This is a genomic window from Xanthomonas sp. JAI131, assembly GCF_013410075.1.
In the GTDB taxonomy this organism is placed as follows: Bacteria; Pseudomonadota; Gammaproteobacteria; order Xanthomonadales; family Xanthomonadaceae; genus Xanthomonas_A; species Xanthomonas_A bonasiae.
This window is the reverse complement of sequence record NZ_JACCCN010000001.1, coordinates 187,012-201,816: the sequence shown is the minus strand read 5'-3', so window position 1 is coordinate 201,816 and position 14,805 is coordinate 187,012. Positions and strand designations below refer to the sequence as shown.

Genomic DNA, 14,805 nt, shown 5'->3' with positions numbered 1-14,805 from the left:
CCGGCATAATGCGCAGGACTTCGTGCCCAGGGGCCGTTCCTCGCATGCGCCATCTCGTTCCCGCTTTCGCCGCCGCTTCCACCCTGCTGCTGGCGGCCTGCGCCAGTGCGCCGCGCGCGCCTGCCAGCGCCGCCATCGCGCCCATCGCCGTGCCGGCCGTCGCCCATCCCGGCGGCGAGACGCCGGACTGGTGGTACCGCAGCGGCGCGGCCAAGGCCGCCAACAACGGCGCGATGCGCGGCAAGGCCAAGAACGTGATCCTGTTCCTCGGCGACGGCATGAGCCTGACCACGGTCGCCGCCGCGCGCATCCTCGACGGCCAGCGCAAGGGCGCCTCCGGCGAGGAGAACCAGCTGTCGTGGGAGGCGTTCCCGGCCACTGCGCTGAGCAAGACCTACAACACCGACTCGCAGACGCCGGACTCGGCCGGCACCATGACCTCGATCACCACCGGGGTGAAGACCCACATGGGCGCGATCGGCGTGTCCGCCGGCAAGCGCGAAGCCTGCGCCGACAGCCTCGGCAAGCAGTTGCTGACCTGGCTGGAACTGGCCGACAGCGCCGGCCTGAACACCGGCATCGTCACCACCACCCGGCTGACCCACGCCACCCCCGCGGCGACCTACGCGCACACCCCCGAACGCAACTGGGAAAGCGACACCGACCTGCCCGAGAAGGCGGTGGCCGAAGGCTGCCGCGACATCGCCCAGCAGATGGTGAGCGCGCGCTACGGCCGCGGCCCGCAGGTGATGCTGGCCGGCGGCCGCAGCCAGTTCACCACGGTCGAGCAGCGCGACCCGGAATACGACGACAAGGTCGGCCTGCGCCTGGACGGCCGCGACCTGGTCGGCGAATGGCGCCAGCGCCACCCGCAGGGTGCCTATGTGTGGAACCGCGGACAGCTGGAAGCGGCGCAGAACGCGCCGGCGCTGCTTGGCCTGTTCGAGCCGGACCACATGCAGTTCGACCACGACCGCGACCAGAGCGCGGCCGGCGACCCCAGCCTGGCCGAGATGACCCGCGCCGCGATCCGCACCCTGTCGCGCGGCAAGGACGGCTATGTGCTGATGGTCGAAGGCGGCCGCATCGACCACGCCCACCACGCCGGCAACGCCTACCGCGCGCTGGACGAGACCATCGCCCTGTCGCAGGCGGTGCAGGCCGCGGCGGAGGCGACCTCGGCCGAGGACACGCTGATCGTCGTCACCGCCGACCATTCGCACACGCTCAACTTCGTCGGCTACCCGCAGCGCGGGAACCCGATCCTGGGCAAGGTGCGCGGCACCAGCGGCGAAGACGCCAACACCGGCGAGTTGGCGCTGGACGGCAACGGCCAGCCGTATGCCACGCTCAGCTACGCCAACGGCCCCGGCTACACCGGCGCCAGCAACCAGCAGCCGGCCGGGATCAAACAGTTCCCGCACGCGCCAAGCAGCTTCGAACCGGTCAAGGGCCGCCCCGACCTGACCCACGTCGATACCGAACAGCCGGACTTCATGCAGGAAGCGCTGGTACCGACCAAGGCCGAGACCCATGGCGGCGACGACGTCGGCATCTGGGCGCGCGGCCCCGGCAGCGACGCGTTCCGCGGCAGCCTGGAAGAGAACGTGATCTACCACGTGATCGTGCAGGCCACGCCGAAGCTGCGCGGGCGCCTGTGCCAGGCCGGCACCTGCAACGGCGACGGCGTGCCGGTGCAGTTGCCGAAGCCGGACGCGTTCGTCGCCGAGGCTGCCGGCGCCACCGCAAAGTGAGTTTGGCGCGGCAGCGGCACGCGATGACGACAAGGCGGCGGGCGGCGGCGCTGGTCGCGCTGGCTGCGCTCGCGGCGGCGCCGGCCGCCTGGGCGCAGGCCGACAGCGCATGCCGGATCGCCGACCCGAACTCCGACCGCGCCATCGTGCCCGGCTGCAGCGTCGCGGCCGATGGCCGCCTGCGGCTTTCGCCGCGGACAGCGCAAGGCTTGCAGTTCGACGCCGATGGCCTGTCGGTGCTGACCGTAGGCGACCAGTTCTACTACGTGCGCGCCGATGGCAGCAGCCTGCCGGTGATCCTCTGGGACAGCGGCCCGGACTATTTCGCCGAAGGCCTCACCCGCGGCATCTTCCATGGCCGCATCGGTTTCTACGACCGGCAGCTGCGCGAAGTGATCCCGCCGGTCCACGACTTCGCCTGGCCGTTCGAGAACGGCGTGGCCCGGGTCTGCGACGGCTGCCGCCGCGGCACGCCCGATGGCGACGGGCATACGCCGATGGAGGGCGGGCGCTGGTACGCCATCGACCGCAACAACCGCGAAGTGCCCGAACCGCAGCCCTGAGCGCATCCGACCGCGTCGGCCTACCGACAAAGCAGGCGGCGGACTGCGTCCCTATCCCCTTTTCAGTGCCCGCGCCGCTGGCGCGGAGCGAAGCTTGCGGCGCGGCAGCCGCGTACCGTCGAACGGGACAGGAACCGCAACCCGCCACGGCGCGCGGACGCGGCGCTGCGGTACGGCACCGAGCCCCTGCTCCAGGCGCTCGACAACCGGTAGCCGGTTGCCGATTGCCGCTGCCGTCTTCGACAGGATCGGCTGCAGGCTCCTGCCGACACCGACACCGACAGCGCGGCGATACGCCGCACGCCGAGCGCGGTCGCGTCGCGTCGGATCGGGTTGGGTTGGGTTGGGCGGCGATACAAGCGCATGGTCGCGATCCAGGCCACCCTTCGCCGCCGCCTCCAGCGCAATCCGCTGCGCGACCGCGACGTACCGTCCGCAGCATGCTTCGCGGCCACGCCGCCAGCCTCTAAAGTGACGCGATGAAGCCCCATTCGGATATCGCATCGTCCTGCGCCGTGAGCGCCGCCCTGCCCGACCCGGCGCCGGCGGCGGTCCTGGTCGCGCTCAGCGGCGGGCTGGATTCCAGCGTGCTGCTGCACGCGCTGGCGCGACAGCCGCAGTACCGCCGCGCCGGGCTGCGCGCGCTGCACGTGCACCACGGCCTGCATGCCGACGCCGACGCATGGGCCGAGCACTGCACCGCCTGCTGCGCCGCCCTGGCGATCCCGCTGCAGGTGCTGCGCGTGCAGGTCCCGCGCGACAGCGGCCACGGTCTGGAGGCGGCGGCGCGGCAGGCGCGACGCACAGCCTTCGCCCAGGTGCTGGGCGAAGGCGAGTGGCTGGCGCTGGCGCAGCATCGCGACGACCAGGCCGAAACATTTCTGCTGCGCGCGTTGCGCGCGTCCGGCCCGGACGGGCTGGCGGCGATGCAGCCGCTGCGCAGCTTCGCCAACGGCATGCTGTGGCGTCCGTTGCTGGCCTTGCCGCGCAGCGCATTGCAGGCCTATGCGCAGCGGCACGCGCTGCGCTGGGTCGAAGACCCGAGCAACGCCGACCCCGGCTTCGACCGCAACTTCCTGCGCCTGCAGGTGTTGCCGCTGCTGCGCCAGCGCTGGCCGCATGCCGATGCCGCGCTGGCGCGCAGCGCGCAGCTGTGCGGCGAGGCCGGCGCGCTGCTGGACGACGGCGACCAGACCGCGCTGGAGGCGCTGCGCGCCGACGCCACCGCGCCGCTGTCGCTGCCGCAGCTGCGCGCACTGCCGGCGCCGCGCCGTGCGCGCGTGCTGCGGCGCTGGATCGCGCAAGCCTGCCTGCCGCCGCTGCCGGCTGCCGGCCTGATGGCGATCGAGCGCACGCTGCTGCACGCGCGTGCCGATGCCGCCGCGCAGTTCGCCTGGCATGGCGCGACGCTGCGCAGCTGGCGCGAGGCGCTGTACGCCGAACGCGATCCGCCGCCGCTGCCCGCCGACTGGCAGGCGCAGTGGGACGGCCGCGCACCGCTGGCGCTGCCCGACGGCCGCCGCCTGCGGCTGCTCGCCGACACCCCGCTGGTGTTCGACGCCCCGCTGCTGGTGCGCTTGCGCCAGGGCGGCGAACGCATCCTGTTGCCCGGGCGCGTCCACTCGCAGGCGCTCAAGCAACTGCTGCAGGAGCGCGCCGTGCCGCCCTGGCAGCGCGCGCGCCTGCCGCTGCTGTTCGACGCCGAGCGCCTGCTCGCCGCCGGCGACCGGATCGTCGCCGCGCCGCTGCACGCCTGGCTGCAGGCACGGCACGCGCGGCTGGTACTGGACAGCGCCGCCACGCCATCGTCACCCGCCTCGCATTGACCCTGCCGCCGGCGCCGCGCACACTTCCGCGATGCCCAAGAAGTCATTAGAAGAAGCCTCCCCGGTCGCCCGCTTCGAGCAATCGCTCGAGGAACTGGAAGTGCTGGTGGAGAAGATGGAAACCGGCGACCTGAGCCTGGAGCAGTCGCTGAGCGCCTACGAGCGCGGCGTTGGCCTGTACCGGCAGTGCCAGCAGGCGTTGGAACAGGCCGAACTGCGCGTGCGCCTGCTCAGCGACCCGGAGCAGCCGGACACCGCCGAGCCGTTCGATCCCGCCCCGCTCCATGGCGGCTGACGCCGCGTTCGCGCGCTGGCGCCAGCGCGTGGAAGCCGGCCTGGATGCGCACCTGCCCAGTGCCGCGGCCGCGCCGCAGCGCCTGCACGCGGCGATGCGCCACGCCACCCTCGGCGGCGGCAAGCGCATGCGTCCGCTGCTGGTCTACGCCACTGGCGCGCTGTTCGCCGCCGACGAAACCCGACTCGACGCGCCGGCGCTGGCGGTGGAACTGATCCACGCCTATTCGCTGGTCCACGACGACCTGCCGGCGATGGACGACGACGCCTTGCGCCGCGGCCGTCCCACCGTGCACATCGCCTTCGACGAGGCCACCGCGATCCTGGCCGGCGATGCGTTGCAGAGCCTGGCCTTCGCGCTGTTGGCCGGTGCCGACGCGGCCGATGCGGCATTGCGCGTGCGCTGGCTGCAGACCCTGGCCGAGGCCGCGGGCGCGGCCGGCATGTGCGGCGGCCAGGCGCTGGACATCGACGCCACCGGCACGGTGCAGCCGCTGGCCGAGCTGCAGCGCATGCACGCATTGAAGACCGGCGCGCTGATCCGCGCCAGCGTGCGCCTGGGCGCGCTGGCCGGCGGTGCCGACGCCGCCGCGCTCGCGCAACTGGATAGCTTCGCCAGCGCGCTGGGCCTGGCGTTCCAGGTGCGCGACGACATCCTCGACATCGAGGCCAGCTCCGAGCAGCTCGGCAAGACCGCCGGCAAGGACGCGGCACAGGCCAAGTCCACCTATCCCGCGCTACTCGGCATGGACGGCGCCAAGGCCAAGCTCACCGAACTGGCGGCGACGATGCGCGACAGCCTGCATGGCCACGGCGCCCGCGCCGACACGCTGGCGGCGCTGGCGCGGCTGGCGGTGGATCGCTCGCACTGAGTCCATCCAGCCGCTCCCTGCAAGCCCCTGCAGGAGCGGCTTCAGCCGCGACAGAGGCAGCGGCAGGATCGGATAGATTCGGTGCCTTCGGGCTGAAGGTTCACGTGGGAGCGACTTCAGTCGCGATGGACTCCATCGGTGGCCCTCCAGCACGACTGGGCGCTGGCACTTTGTAGGAGCGGCTTCAGCCGCGACCGGGGCTATCCTGGGCAGGAACGACCCGGTCGCGGCTGAAGCCGCTCCTACAGTTGCACGCGCGCGCTGCCAATCGGCGCGAAAACCCGCGAGCTAGCGCGGACGCAACTCGACCAGTACCACATCGTTGGCGCGCATCGCCACGTCCACCTGCGCGCTGCCGTCCTTGCCGACGCGCACGCGGCGCAGTTCCGGCGTGTCGGTCGTCCGCTCCTGCAGCTGCCGCAGCTGCTGCGCGCTCAGCGCCTTCGGCGAGCCCATGCGCAGATAGGCGCTGTACGCATCGTTGGCGTCGAAACCGGTGCGGCGGATCGCCAGCGCATACGTGCCCGGCGCCAATCCACGCAGCTGCAGGCGCAGCGGCGCGGTCGCGGCCGCCGGCAGCACCTGGGTGAAGTACGGGCGGTTGCTCTTGTCCTGCTGCGGGGTGACGAAATTCCACGCCAGCAGCTTCAGCACGCCGCCGTCGTAGGTCGCATAGCTCTGCGCATCCGTAGTGCGCAGCTGCCGCTCGCCCAGCGCATTGAGGTACTTGTAGGCGAAGTACGCCGGCTTGCGGATGCCCTGCGGATTGAGCAGGCCGAAGCCGCCCTGGAACGGCGCGGTCGGCGGGCCCGGTTCCTCGAACAGGTCGCTGTAGGTCCAGTAGCTCATGCCCTGCGCCAGCCCCTCGACTGCCTTGAGCTTGCTCAGGATGTAGGCCGCGCTGAGGTAGGCGTCGTGGACCGGATCGCGCGGGTTGTAGCTGGCGCTCCACTCGGTGAAGTACAGCGGCAGCCCCGGCATCGCCGAAGTCTGGATCTGCTCGCGCACGCGGCGCACGTCGCCGGTCACCGCATCGGGCGATGGCGACAGCTTGTTGTCGCTCTCGCCCTTCTCGTCGAGGAAGCCGCCGTCCACGCCGTAGGTGTGGGTGGTGATGAAATCCAGCGGCGTGCCGGCGGCATGCGCATGCGCGATGAACTCCGGCACCCAGGCCGCGCCCGCGGTCGACGGCCCGCCGACCTTGAGCTGCGGATCGATGCGCTTGATCGTCTTCGCCGTCGCGGCGTACAGCGCGAAGTACGCGGTCTGGTCGGCGCCTTCCCAGAAACCGGCCAGGTTCGGCTCGTTCCAGACCTCGAAGTACCAGCGGCGCACTTCCTCCTCGCCGTAACGCTGGCGCGCATGGCGCACGAACGCGTCCACCAGCGCACTCCACTTGTCCAGCTGCGGATGCGAGGTGTTGCCCTTCCAGTAGAAGATCTGCTGGTCCGAAGTCTTCATCGCCTCGGGAGTGAAGCCCAGTTCGACGAAGGGACGGATGCCCATGCCGAGCATGCGGTCGTAGAGCTGGTCGATCTTGCTCCAGTCGTAGACCGGGCGCCCATCGACCTCGCGGTAGGTGCCGAGCACGTCGTGGAAGATCGCGTGGAAACGCAGATAGCGGAAGCCCAGTTCGTCGCGGGCCGTGCGCAGCTGCGCCAGGCTGTCCTCGCGCAGCAGCGTGCCCGGATAGTCCGAACCCACCGACAGGTCGTAGAAGCGATCGCGCGGCGAAGTCGGCCCCTGCACGTCCAGCGCGATCTCGCGGACCGCAGGCTGCGCCGCGGCAACCGCTGCCAGCGAACCCAATGCAGCAGCCAGCAACAGCCGTAGCACTCCCATGACATCCCCTCTCCCAAGGCGCGAATGCCCGACTCTAGCATCGGCATGCGCACCGGCAAACCGGAAGCGCACGGGCGAACACGCGATGCGAGGCGCTACACGCGCGTTCTGCAGCGAATCGCTGCGCCGCGTCTTCGCGCGAACGTCGTTTGTGGGACCGATCGCCCGGTTCGCTGGACGGAATCGCAGACAAACGCGCAAACGCCGGTTGCCCGCGGATCGTCGGGCTAGTTTGCATACGCCCTCGCACGGGCACCCCCTTTTCGACGGAGAGAGCCTGCATGAAACACGTATCCCTGATCTCGGCAGCCATCGGCTTCAGCCTGGTCGGCCTCATGTCGGCGGCCACTGCGCAATCGCAGCTGTCGCGCACCGCCACGCCGCTGCAGGTCGAACTGGCGCCGGTCGCCGACGCGGACGGCCACTACCGCGGCCAGGTCGCGGTCACCGTGCGCAACACCGGCGAGCGCGTGGCGCGCGTGCCCAGGTGGGAGCTGCCGCTGGGCGAACTCGATGCCAGCCTGTTCGAGATCGCACGCGACGGCAGCACGGTCGACTACGTCGGGCGACTGGTCAAGCGCGCCGCGCCGCGCGCCGAGGATTACGTGACCCTGCAGCCGGGCGAAGCGCGGCACGCGCAGATCGACCTGGCCAACGCCTACGACCTGTCGCGCAGCGGCAACTACACCATCCACCTCAACGCGTCGCTGCAGTACGCCGCATTCGCAGACGGCGAGCGGATGCAGCGCGCCGACGGCCAGGCCCAGACCGTGTCCAGCGCACCGCTGACGTTGTGGCTGGACGGCCGCGGCCGCGCGGTGCGCAACGAGCTGATGGCCGGTCCGCAGGCCGTGGTCAACGGCATCAACTACGCCTCGTGCAGCAGCAGCCAGATCAGCACCATCGGCAGCGCGGTGAACTCGGCGCGCACCTATTCGCAGAACGCCAAGACCTATCTCAACGGCGGCAGCACCGGCGCGCGCTACACCTCCTGGTTCGGCGCCTACAACGCCAACCGCTACAGCACCGCCACCTCCAACTTCGTCAACATCGATGCGGCGATCGACCAGAACAACGGCCAGGTCACCATCAACTGCGGCTGCAGCGACAGCTCCTACGCCTACGTCTACGCCAACCAGCCGTATCAGATCTACGTCTGCAACGCGTTCTGGAGCGCGCCGCTGACCGGCACCGATTCCAAGGCCGGCACGCTGATCCACGAGATGAGCCATTTCACCGTGGTCGCCGGCACCTCGGACTATGCCTACGGCCAGAGCGCGGCGCGCAACCTGGCCACCAGCAACCCGGCGCGCGCGGTGAAGAACGCCGACAGCCACGAGTACTTCGCCGAGAACACCCCGGCGCAGAACTGAGCCTGGCGCCGTACGCAGCGCACGCGCGACCGGTGCCGGCAGCCCATGCCGGCACCGGTGCCGAAGCGCAGTACGAGGTGATGGCCGCCGCATCGGATGCCGAGCGGCGGCCGGTTTGTCGTGCATGCGACCACGGATCGGAAGCGTTGCCGTGCAGCGTCGGCATGCCCTCTCAGCGCGACGCCACCAGTCCCTCCATCGCCCGCACCGCACCGCTGCCCGGAAACACCTGCGTTTCCAGCGCCGCTTCGGACACGCCCAGGTGGGCGCTCAACAGATGCTTGAACAGGCCGCGCAAGTCGGCCGTCGCGCGCAGATCGCGGCCTTCGTTCAAGGCCCGCGGCGACAGCCCCGGCCAGTCGCCGGCAACGCGCCCGCCGCGGATCGCGCCGCCGGCCAGGAAGGCCACGCCACCGGTGCCGTGATCGGTACCGCCGGTGCCGTTGACCGCCGCGGTGCGTCCGAACTCGGTCACCACTGCGACCACGCTGCGCTCCCAGCTGGCGCCGGCGCCGTCGTGGAACGCGCGCACTCCGGCATCGAGTTCGGCCAGCTTGCGCTGCAGCACCGTGGCCTGGTTGCCGTGCGTGTCCCAGCCCGAATCCTCGACGAAGCCGATGCGCGGGCCGTCGGCCTTGGCCATGAAGCTGGCGGCGGCGCTCATCGCCTGCGGCAGCTGCCCGCCCTTGACGCTGTCCACCTGCATGCCCTGCCCGCGCACCGCGCGCGCGAAGCCGTCGGCCAGTTGCGCATCTGCGGCGTACAGGGGCTGCAGCCGCTGCAGCAGGATCGGATTGACCGCGGTCGGCAACGGCGGCGACCAACTGCTGACCGCGCCCGGACCGCGCATGATCAACGGCGTCACCGTGCTCACCGAGAGCGCGTCGGCACCGTGCAGCGCCGCCGCGCACCGGTTGAGCCAGCCGCTGGAGGCGCCGCTGGGCCGCGCGGTGCCATTTTCCAGGCAGTCCTGCGCTTCGAAATGCGAGCGTTGCCGATACGGCGGCGCCACCGCCACCACCGGCAGCCACTGCTTGCGCGCATACAGTTCGTGGGCGAAGGCCAGCGCCGGGTGCAGCGCGAAGCTGCCGTCCAGCGCCAGGGTCTGCGGCGGCGCCAGCGCGCCGCGCAGCCGCGCGTAGTCCGCATCGCCCTGCGGCACCAGCGCATGCAGGCCGTCCAGCGCGCCGCGCAGCAGCACCACCAGCAGTCGCGTCTGCGCGCCCGGCGTGGCCAGAGCGGCGCCGGACCACAGGCTCAACAACGTGGCCGCACCGCTGGCGGCGAGAAAACGGCGGCGTGTCAGTTGCATCGGGCGTTCTCCGCGATCATGGTGCGCGACGCGCCGCTCAGGCGCGCCATTGGAAGGCCGGGCTGGCCAGCAGCAAGGCCACGCCGTCGCGCGGCGATTCGGCGCGGCGCAAGGCACTGGCGGTGTTCTGGTCCAGGCTGGTGGCGAACACGCTGCCGGCCAGCGCCAGCGGATCGGTGGGTGCGACCAGCCCGGCCAGCGCCTCGGCCGCCTGCACCCGCTTCCACAGCGCATCCGGCCCGCTCCATTCGGCGGCCACATCGGCATAGCCGGCGGGCGAGCGCGGCGTGAACGGCGGCTGCCCCATGCGCATCAGCAGGCCGAGCACCGTTTTCTGCTGCGCCGGCGCCTGCGGCCATTCGCCGCCGGCGCGCAGCGCCGACAGCACGAAATCCTGCGGTGGCTTGAACTTGCGCGCCTGCGCACTCCACGCTTCCGGGCTGTCGATCAGCGCCCGGTACACGCTGGGCAAATGCCCATCGCTGCGCAGCCAGGCGTCGGCCATGCGCTGCACCAGTGCCTGCGGCGGATCGTCATGGACGAAATGCCGCGCCAGCTTCAGCGACACATGCCGCGCGGTGGCCGGGTGCCCGGCCAATGCGGCCAGGATCGCCTCGCCCTGCTCCAGCCCGGCCTCGGCGTAGCGCCGGCCCAGCACCTGACGGCTGCCGGCGGCATGCGCCGGGGCGCGGAACACGAAGGCGCGATCGGGCGCGCCCTGTTCGAAATCGCGCGGCGCCGGCACGCCCCAGCCCGTGATCGCGCGCGCCAGCTCGGTGACGTCGGCCTGGGTATAGCCGCCGTCCACGCCCAGCGTATGCAGCTCCAGGATCTCGCGCGCCAGGTTCTCGTTGAGGCCGGGCCGGCGCGCCGGCGCATCCAGGCCCTGGCGCGCCGCACGGCGCTGCGCGCGTTGCGCCAGCACCGAGTCCGGACCGATCGAATTGGCGTTGTCCAGGTAGCGCAGCATCGCCGGATGCCGCTCCACCGCCAGCAACAGGTCGGCGAAACGGCCCATGCACTGCGGGCGGATCGCTTCGCGTTCCATCGGCGCGGCGTACAGCGCGGCCGCACGCTTGTCGACCGAGACCGCGAAATGGTTGGACCAGAAATGCACCAGGCGCTCGGCGAAACCGTCCGCGCTGGCGACCGCGACGGCGTAGCGCGCCGCCAGTTCCTGCGCCTGCGCCTGCCGGTACAGGCCGCGCGCCGCCTGCTGCGCGGGCTTGGCATCCGCTGGCGCCTGCATCCGCGCCTGGCGCCGTTCGCGCTGGTAGTCGGCTTCGCGGCGCAGATAGTCCAGGCTGTCGGGCAAGCCCTGCATGGCGGGAACGGCAGCGGGCGCCGCGCGCACCTGCGCGGCCAGCCACGCGTGCGGATCGTCGATGCTCGCCAGTTCGCCGGGGCGTGCGCCCAGACCGAAGCGGTTCGCGGCACTCAGGGTTTCGCGACGGATCATGCGGCGCTCCGGTTCGGCATCGGTAATGCAAACGCGCGACACCAGGCCAGGTTGACCCGCCGCAGCCGCAACCTGCCGCGCGAGCTCGCCGGAGCGGATCGTGGGCCAGGAACCACGCACAGGCCGCGGCGGCACCCACGGACCCGGTCACACGGTCGGACGCTCCGGACGGATGCCGAACCAGCACAGCACGCTCCCGCACAGCAGCAACGCCACGGAAATGCCGATCGACAGATGCATGCCGCGCATGAAGGCCGCGGCCGCGGTATCCCGGATCAGGTAGCCGAAGATGGCCACGCCGAGCATGCCGCCCACCTGCCGTGCGGAATTGAGCACGCCGGAGGCGATCCCCGCACGCGACGCGTCCACCGACGACAGCGTCGCGTTGGTCATGGTCGGCACCATCAGCGCGATGCCGCTGGCCGCCAGCAGCATCGGCACCACCAGGCGCCAATAGCTGCCATCGATGCTGACCGGCAGCAGCAGCGCGTAGCCCAGCGCCGCCAGCAGCAACCCCGCGACCATCAAGCGCCGGCTGCCCATGCGGGTGATCAGGCGGCCGGCCAGCACATTGACCGCCATCAGCACCAGCGTCATCGGCAGGAAGGCCACCCCCGCCAGTTGCGGCGAGAGCTGCTGCTGGATCTGGAAGAACAGGCTGAACACGAAAATCAACCCGTAATAGGCGAAGTTCACCACCACGCCGGCGACCGAGGCCACGGCGAAGGTCGGAATCCGCAACAGCGGCAACGGCAACATCGGCGCGGCGCTGTGCGCCTCGATCCAGACGAACCCCAGCGCCGCCGCGACCGCCAGCAACAGCATGCCGAGGACCAGCCCATGGCTCCAGCCGAGCGGGCCGGCTTCGGTCAAGGCCATGGTCATCGCCGCCAACGCCACGATGGCCGTCGCCTGCCCGCCCCAGTCCAGGCTGCGCCGATGGCTGCCGCCGTGCGCGGCGACATGGCGCAGCGTCAGGCAGATCCCGATCGCGCCGATGGGCAGGTTGAGCAGGAAAATGCTGCGCCAGCCCAGGTGGGTCACCAGCACTCCGCCCAGCACCGGCCCGGCCGCCAGCGAGATGCCGCCGCAGGCGCCCCACCAGCCCACCGCGCGGCTGCGCCGCTCGCGGTCCGGGAATGCCTGTTGCAGCATGGACAGCGAATTGGGCACCAGCAGCGCCGCGCCCAGGCCCTGCACCAAGCGTGCGGCGATCAACAGCGGCAGGCTGCCGGCCAGGCCGCACGCGGCCGATGCCAGGGTGAACACCGCGAAGCCGAGCAGGAAGATCCGCCGCGCGCCGTAGCGGTCGCCGAGCGCGCCGCTGCTCAGCAGCAGGGCGGCGAACACCAGCGTATAGGCGTTGATGACCCATTGCAGGCCGGCCACGTCGGTGGCGAAGCGCTGGCGCAAGGCGTCCAGCGCCACGTTGACCACTCTGACATCGAGCAGCACGACCACGAAGCCGAGCGCGGCCGCCAGCAAGGTGCCGCGCGCGGAGGGAGAAGGCGAAGCCATGGAATGCGTCCGAAATGCGATGACGCTGCATGCTAGGCGGCGCCCATGTCCGCGCAAATTCCCTAAAATCGCCAGCCATCCTGGAGAAAACGCACAGATGTTCGATTGGGAGAACTTTCGTCATTTCCTGGCGGTCGCGCGTGCCGGCACCTTGTCCGGCGCGGCCCGCGCCCTGCAGGTGGACCATGCCACGGTCAGCCGCCGGCTGACCGCGCTGGAAGCCGAGCTGCAGGCTGCGCTGGTCGAGCGCCTGCCGCGTTGCTGTCGTCTGACCGCCATGGGCGCGCATCTCTACGAACACGCCAAAACGATGGAAGCGGCCGCGTTCGCCGCGGAACGCCTGGTCCGTGCCGACCACACGCCGCTGAGTGGGACGGTGACGCTCAGCGCGCCGCCGGTATTGGTGACGCACCTGCTGGCACAGCGGCTGCCCGATTTCCGCAGCGACTACCCCGGCATCCGCCTGTCGGTGATGGCGCAGGCGCAGCAGGTCTCGCTCAGCCGGCGCGAAGCCGACGTCGCCCTGCGGCTGGTGCGCCCCACCGAAGCCAGCAGCGTCGTGCGCAGGCTCGCGCAGATGCCGTTCGCGCTGTACGCGAGCCGCGACTACGCGGCGGCGCACCGCCCCGAGGACTGGACCTTCATCGCCTACGACGCGCAATTCGCCGACATGCCGCAGCAACAGTGGCTGCTGGACATCGCCGGCAAGCGGACGGTGGGCTGCGAACTCAGCGACATCGGCAGTCATCTGGCCGCGGCGCGGGCCGGGGCCGGCGTCGCCGGCCTGCCGTGCTTCCTAGGCGACGCAGACCCCGCGATGCAGCGGCTGGAACACGCGGGAAACATGTTCTCGCGCGATATCTGGCTGGTCGTGCACCGCGACCTGCGCCGATCTGCGCCGGTGCGTGCGGTGATGGACTTCGTGGCCGCGGCTGTCGCAGCGACACCGGGACTTGGCCTTGAACCGCCGGTTGCCGAGCGGCCGAAATAAAGAAGGCCCAGCGAGTGCCGGGCCTTCTTCGCGAACCGGACCGCGCGCTTACTTGATCAGGCGCAGCGCGAACGGGTAGCGGTAGGCCACGCCTTCGTTGGCCTTGATCCCGGCCAGGATGCAGAACACCAGGTTCACCACCCACACCACCGGCATCAGCAGCCCGCCGATCACGATGACGCTGAGCACCACGCAGATCACGTAGGCGATGGCGACGGTGATCTGGAAGTTCAGCGCTTCCTTGGCCTGATCGTTGAGGAACGACTTGGCCGGGTTGTCCTTGTTGATCAGCCAGATGATCAGCGGCACGATGAAGCCGGCGATGATGCCCGACAGATGGGTGATCAAGGCGACCGTGCGGTCTTCCTGCGGACCGGCAGCAGCCGGCGGCGGCGGCGGTGCGGTCACGTTGTCGAATTCGCTCATCGGTATTCCTTTCCTTATGGTGGTGAGTGGGCAAGGCGCTTCGCGCGCCACTCTCGGTGGCCCGCGCGAACCTGTCAAGTGATCCGGCCCCCGCGCCGGGGCGGCGCCTGCTCGGTCGCCACCCCAGGGCAGCAAGGGATGGCGGTAGCGGCGGCCGCACACGGCCGCAACGGTGGCGGCCAGGCCAGACCCCATGCTGGCCAACATAACCAGCATCAGCAGCGGCAGCGCAAGCAGCCCCGCAACGACGACCAGCAACGCCGGCGCCAGCAGCGCGCACAGGAGCGAGAGGCTGGCGCCGAGGGCCAGCGCCTGCGCGCAATGCGCGGCGGCGAAGGACCGGCGGCGCCTGGTCGCCAGCCACAGGCGGCCAGGCGGCACCCACAGGCACAGCAGCGCGTACAGCATGTAGACCAGATGCCCGTTCGCCGCGACGAACGCGCCCAGCCACATCGACAGATGCGCGGCCACCGCCACTGCGCGCTGCGGCGCCGATGCGGTCGGATCCGGCGCCCCGGCGCGCATGCCTGTGCGGTGGTCGCGTTCGCCCAGTTTCGGTCCGGACCGGGGAGCGA

12 protein-coding genes and 1 pseudogene are annotated in these 14,805 nt (G+C 71.1%); 7 read left to right on the top strand and 6 right to left on the bottom strand.

All coding sequences use genetic code 11. The features are described from left to right. Nucleotides 1–44: 44 nt before the first annotated feature. From HDC36_RS00885 to HDC36_RS00865, 5 genes are all read left to right on the top strand, one after another. Nucleotides 45–1,754, top strand: coding sequence for an alkaline phosphatase (locus HDC36_RS00885; RefSeq protein ID WP_179563799.1), 1,710 nt, complete (start codon nucleotides 45–47; stop codon nucleotides 1,752–1,754). Between the two features lie 23 nt (nucleotides 1,755–1,777). Next, entirely contained in the window at nucleotides 1,778–2,317 is a 540-nt protein-coding gene (locus HDC36_RS00880; RefSeq protein WP_218847966.1) for a WG repeat-containing protein, read from the top strand. Nucleotides 2,318–2,832: 515 nt separating this feature from the next. Beyond that, entirely contained in the window at nucleotides 2,833–4,143 is a 1,311-nt protein-coding gene (gene tilS / locus HDC36_RS00875; RefSeq protein WP_343204307.1) for a tRNA lysidine(34) synthetase TilS, read from the top strand. 31 nt (nucleotides 4,144–4,174) lie between these two features. After that, complete coding sequence (locus HDC36_RS00870) at nucleotides 4,175–4,438, top strand: exodeoxyribonuclease VII small subunit (protein WP_038237299.1); 264 nt, start codon at nucleotides 4,175–4,177, stop codon at nucleotides 4,436–4,438. Further along, nucleotides 4,428–5,309 (top strand): farnesyl diphosphate synthase, encoded by an 882-nt coding sequence (locus HDC36_RS00865; protein ID WP_179563797.1) that lies wholly within the window; start codon nucleotides 4,428–4,430, stop codon nucleotides 5,307–5,309. The genes HDC36_RS00870 and HDC36_RS00865 overlap by 11 nt, the downstream gene beginning before the upstream one ends. 288 nt (nucleotides 5,310–5,597) lie before the next feature. Here HDC36_RS00865 and HDC36_RS00860 read toward each other — a convergent pair whose 3' ends face one another. Beyond that, entirely contained in the window at nucleotides 5,598–7,151 is a 1,554-nt protein-coding gene (locus tag HDC36_RS00860) for a beta-xylosidase (protein ID WP_179563796.1), read from the bottom strand. 281 nt (nucleotides 7,152–7,432) lie between these two features. Between HDC36_RS00860 and HDC36_RS00855 the strand changes: the two genes are divergently transcribed. Beyond that, nucleotides 7,433–8,524 carry a M35 family metallo-endopeptidase gene (locus HDC36_RS00855; RefSeq protein WP_179563795.1) on the top strand — a complete coding sequence of 364 codons (1,092 nt, stop codon included), beginning with the start codon at nucleotides 7,433–7,435 and terminating at the stop codon, nucleotides 8,522–8,524. Nucleotides 8,525–8,696: 172 nt separating this feature from the next. On the opposite strand, the gene HDC36_RS00850 is transcribed toward HDC36_RS00855, so the two are convergent. From HDC36_RS00850 to HDC36_RS00840, 3 genes are all read right to left on the bottom strand, one after another. Beyond that, nucleotides 8,697–9,836, bottom strand: coding sequence for a DUF1501 domain-containing protein (locus tag HDC36_RS00850; RefSeq protein ID WP_179563794.1), 1,140 nt, complete (start codon nucleotides 9,834–9,836; stop codon nucleotides 8,697–8,699). 37 nt (nucleotides 9,837–9,873) lie between these two features. Further along, on the bottom strand, nucleotides 9,874–11,295 hold the full coding sequence (locus HDC36_RS00845; protein ID WP_179563793.1) for a DUF1800 domain-containing protein: 1,422 nt from the start codon (nucleotides 11,293–11,295) through the stop codon (nucleotides 9,874–9,876). Between the two features lie 147 nt (nucleotides 11,296–11,442). Next, nucleotides 11,443–12,813 carry an MFS transporter gene (locus HDC36_RS00840; protein WP_179563792.1) on the bottom strand — a complete coding sequence of 457 codons (1,371 nt, stop codon included), beginning with the start codon at nucleotides 12,811–12,813 and terminating at the stop codon, nucleotides 11,443–11,445. On the opposite strand from HDC36_RS00840, the gene HDC36_RS00835 reads away from it, so the two are divergent. Continuing rightward, nucleotides 12,782–13,804: a LysR family transcriptional regulator gene (locus HDC36_RS00835; RefSeq protein ID WP_343204306.1), complete on the top strand. Its 1,023-nt coding sequence runs from the start codon at nucleotides 12,782–12,784 to the stop codon at nucleotides 13,802–13,804. The genes HDC36_RS00840 and HDC36_RS00835 overlap by 32 nt on opposite strands. 48 nt (nucleotides 13,805–13,852) lie before the next feature. Here the strand turns inward: HDC36_RS00835 and HDC36_RS23380 are convergent, their stop codons facing one another. Both HDC36_RS23380 and HDC36_RS23375 read right to left on the bottom strand, forming a co-directional pair. Continuing rightward, entirely contained in the window at nucleotides 13,853–14,230 is a 378-nt protein-coding gene (locus HDC36_RS23380; RefSeq protein WP_185813339.1) for a DUF4870 domain-containing protein, read from the bottom strand. Between the two features lie 144 nt (nucleotides 14,231–14,374). Next, nucleotides 14,375–14,755, bottom strand: a pseudogene (locus tag HDC36_RS23375) (DUF4870 domain-containing protein); the annotation flags it as partial. Between the last annotated feature and the right edge of the window lie 50 nt (nucleotides 14,756–14,805).

What these genes read in the sequence shown, in the direction of transcription:
- HDC36_RS00850 (WP_179563794.1), bottom strand. Translation starts at nt 9,836, where the DNA reads ATGCAACTGACACGCCGCCGTTTTCTCGCCGCCAGCGGTGCGGCCACG.
- HDC36_RS00840 (WP_179563792.1), bottom strand. Translation starts at nt 12,813, where the DNA reads ATGGCTTCGCCTTCTCCCTCCGCGCGCGGCACCTTGCTGGCGGCCGCG.
- HDC36_RS00865 (WP_179563797.1), top strand. Translation starts at nt 4,428, where the DNA reads ATGGCGGCTGACGCCGCGTTCGCGCGCTGGCGCCAGCGCGTGGAAGCC.
- HDC36_RS00855 (WP_179563795.1), top strand. Translation starts at nt 7,433, where the DNA reads ATGAAACACGTATCCCTGATCTCGGCAGCCATCGGCTTCAGCCTGGTC.
- HDC36_RS00860 (WP_179563796.1), bottom strand. Translation starts at nt 7,151, where the DNA reads ATGGGAGTGCTACGGCTGTTGCTGGCTGCTGCATTGGGTTCGCTGGCA.
- HDC36_RS23380 (WP_185813339.1), bottom strand. Translation starts at nt 14,230, where the DNA reads ATGAGCGAATTCGACAACGTGACCGCACCGCCGCCGCCGCCGGCTGCT.
- HDC36_RS00880 (WP_218847966.1), top strand. Translation starts at nt 1,778, where the DNA reads ATGACGACAAGGCGGCGGGCGGCGGCGCTGGTCGCGCTGGCTGCGCTC.
- HDC36_RS00845 (WP_179563793.1), bottom strand. Translation starts at nt 11,295, where the DNA reads ATGATCCGTCGCGAAACCCTGAGTGCCGCGAACCGCTTCGGTCTGGGC.
- HDC36_RS00885 (WP_179563799.1), top strand. Translation starts at nt 45, where the DNA reads ATGCGCCATCTCGTTCCCGCTTTCGCCGCCGCTTCCACCCTGCTGCTG.
- HDC36_RS00870 (WP_038237299.1), top strand. Translation starts at nt 4,175, where the DNA reads ATGCCCAAGAAGTCATTAGAAGAAGCCTCCCCGGTCGCCCGCTTCGAG.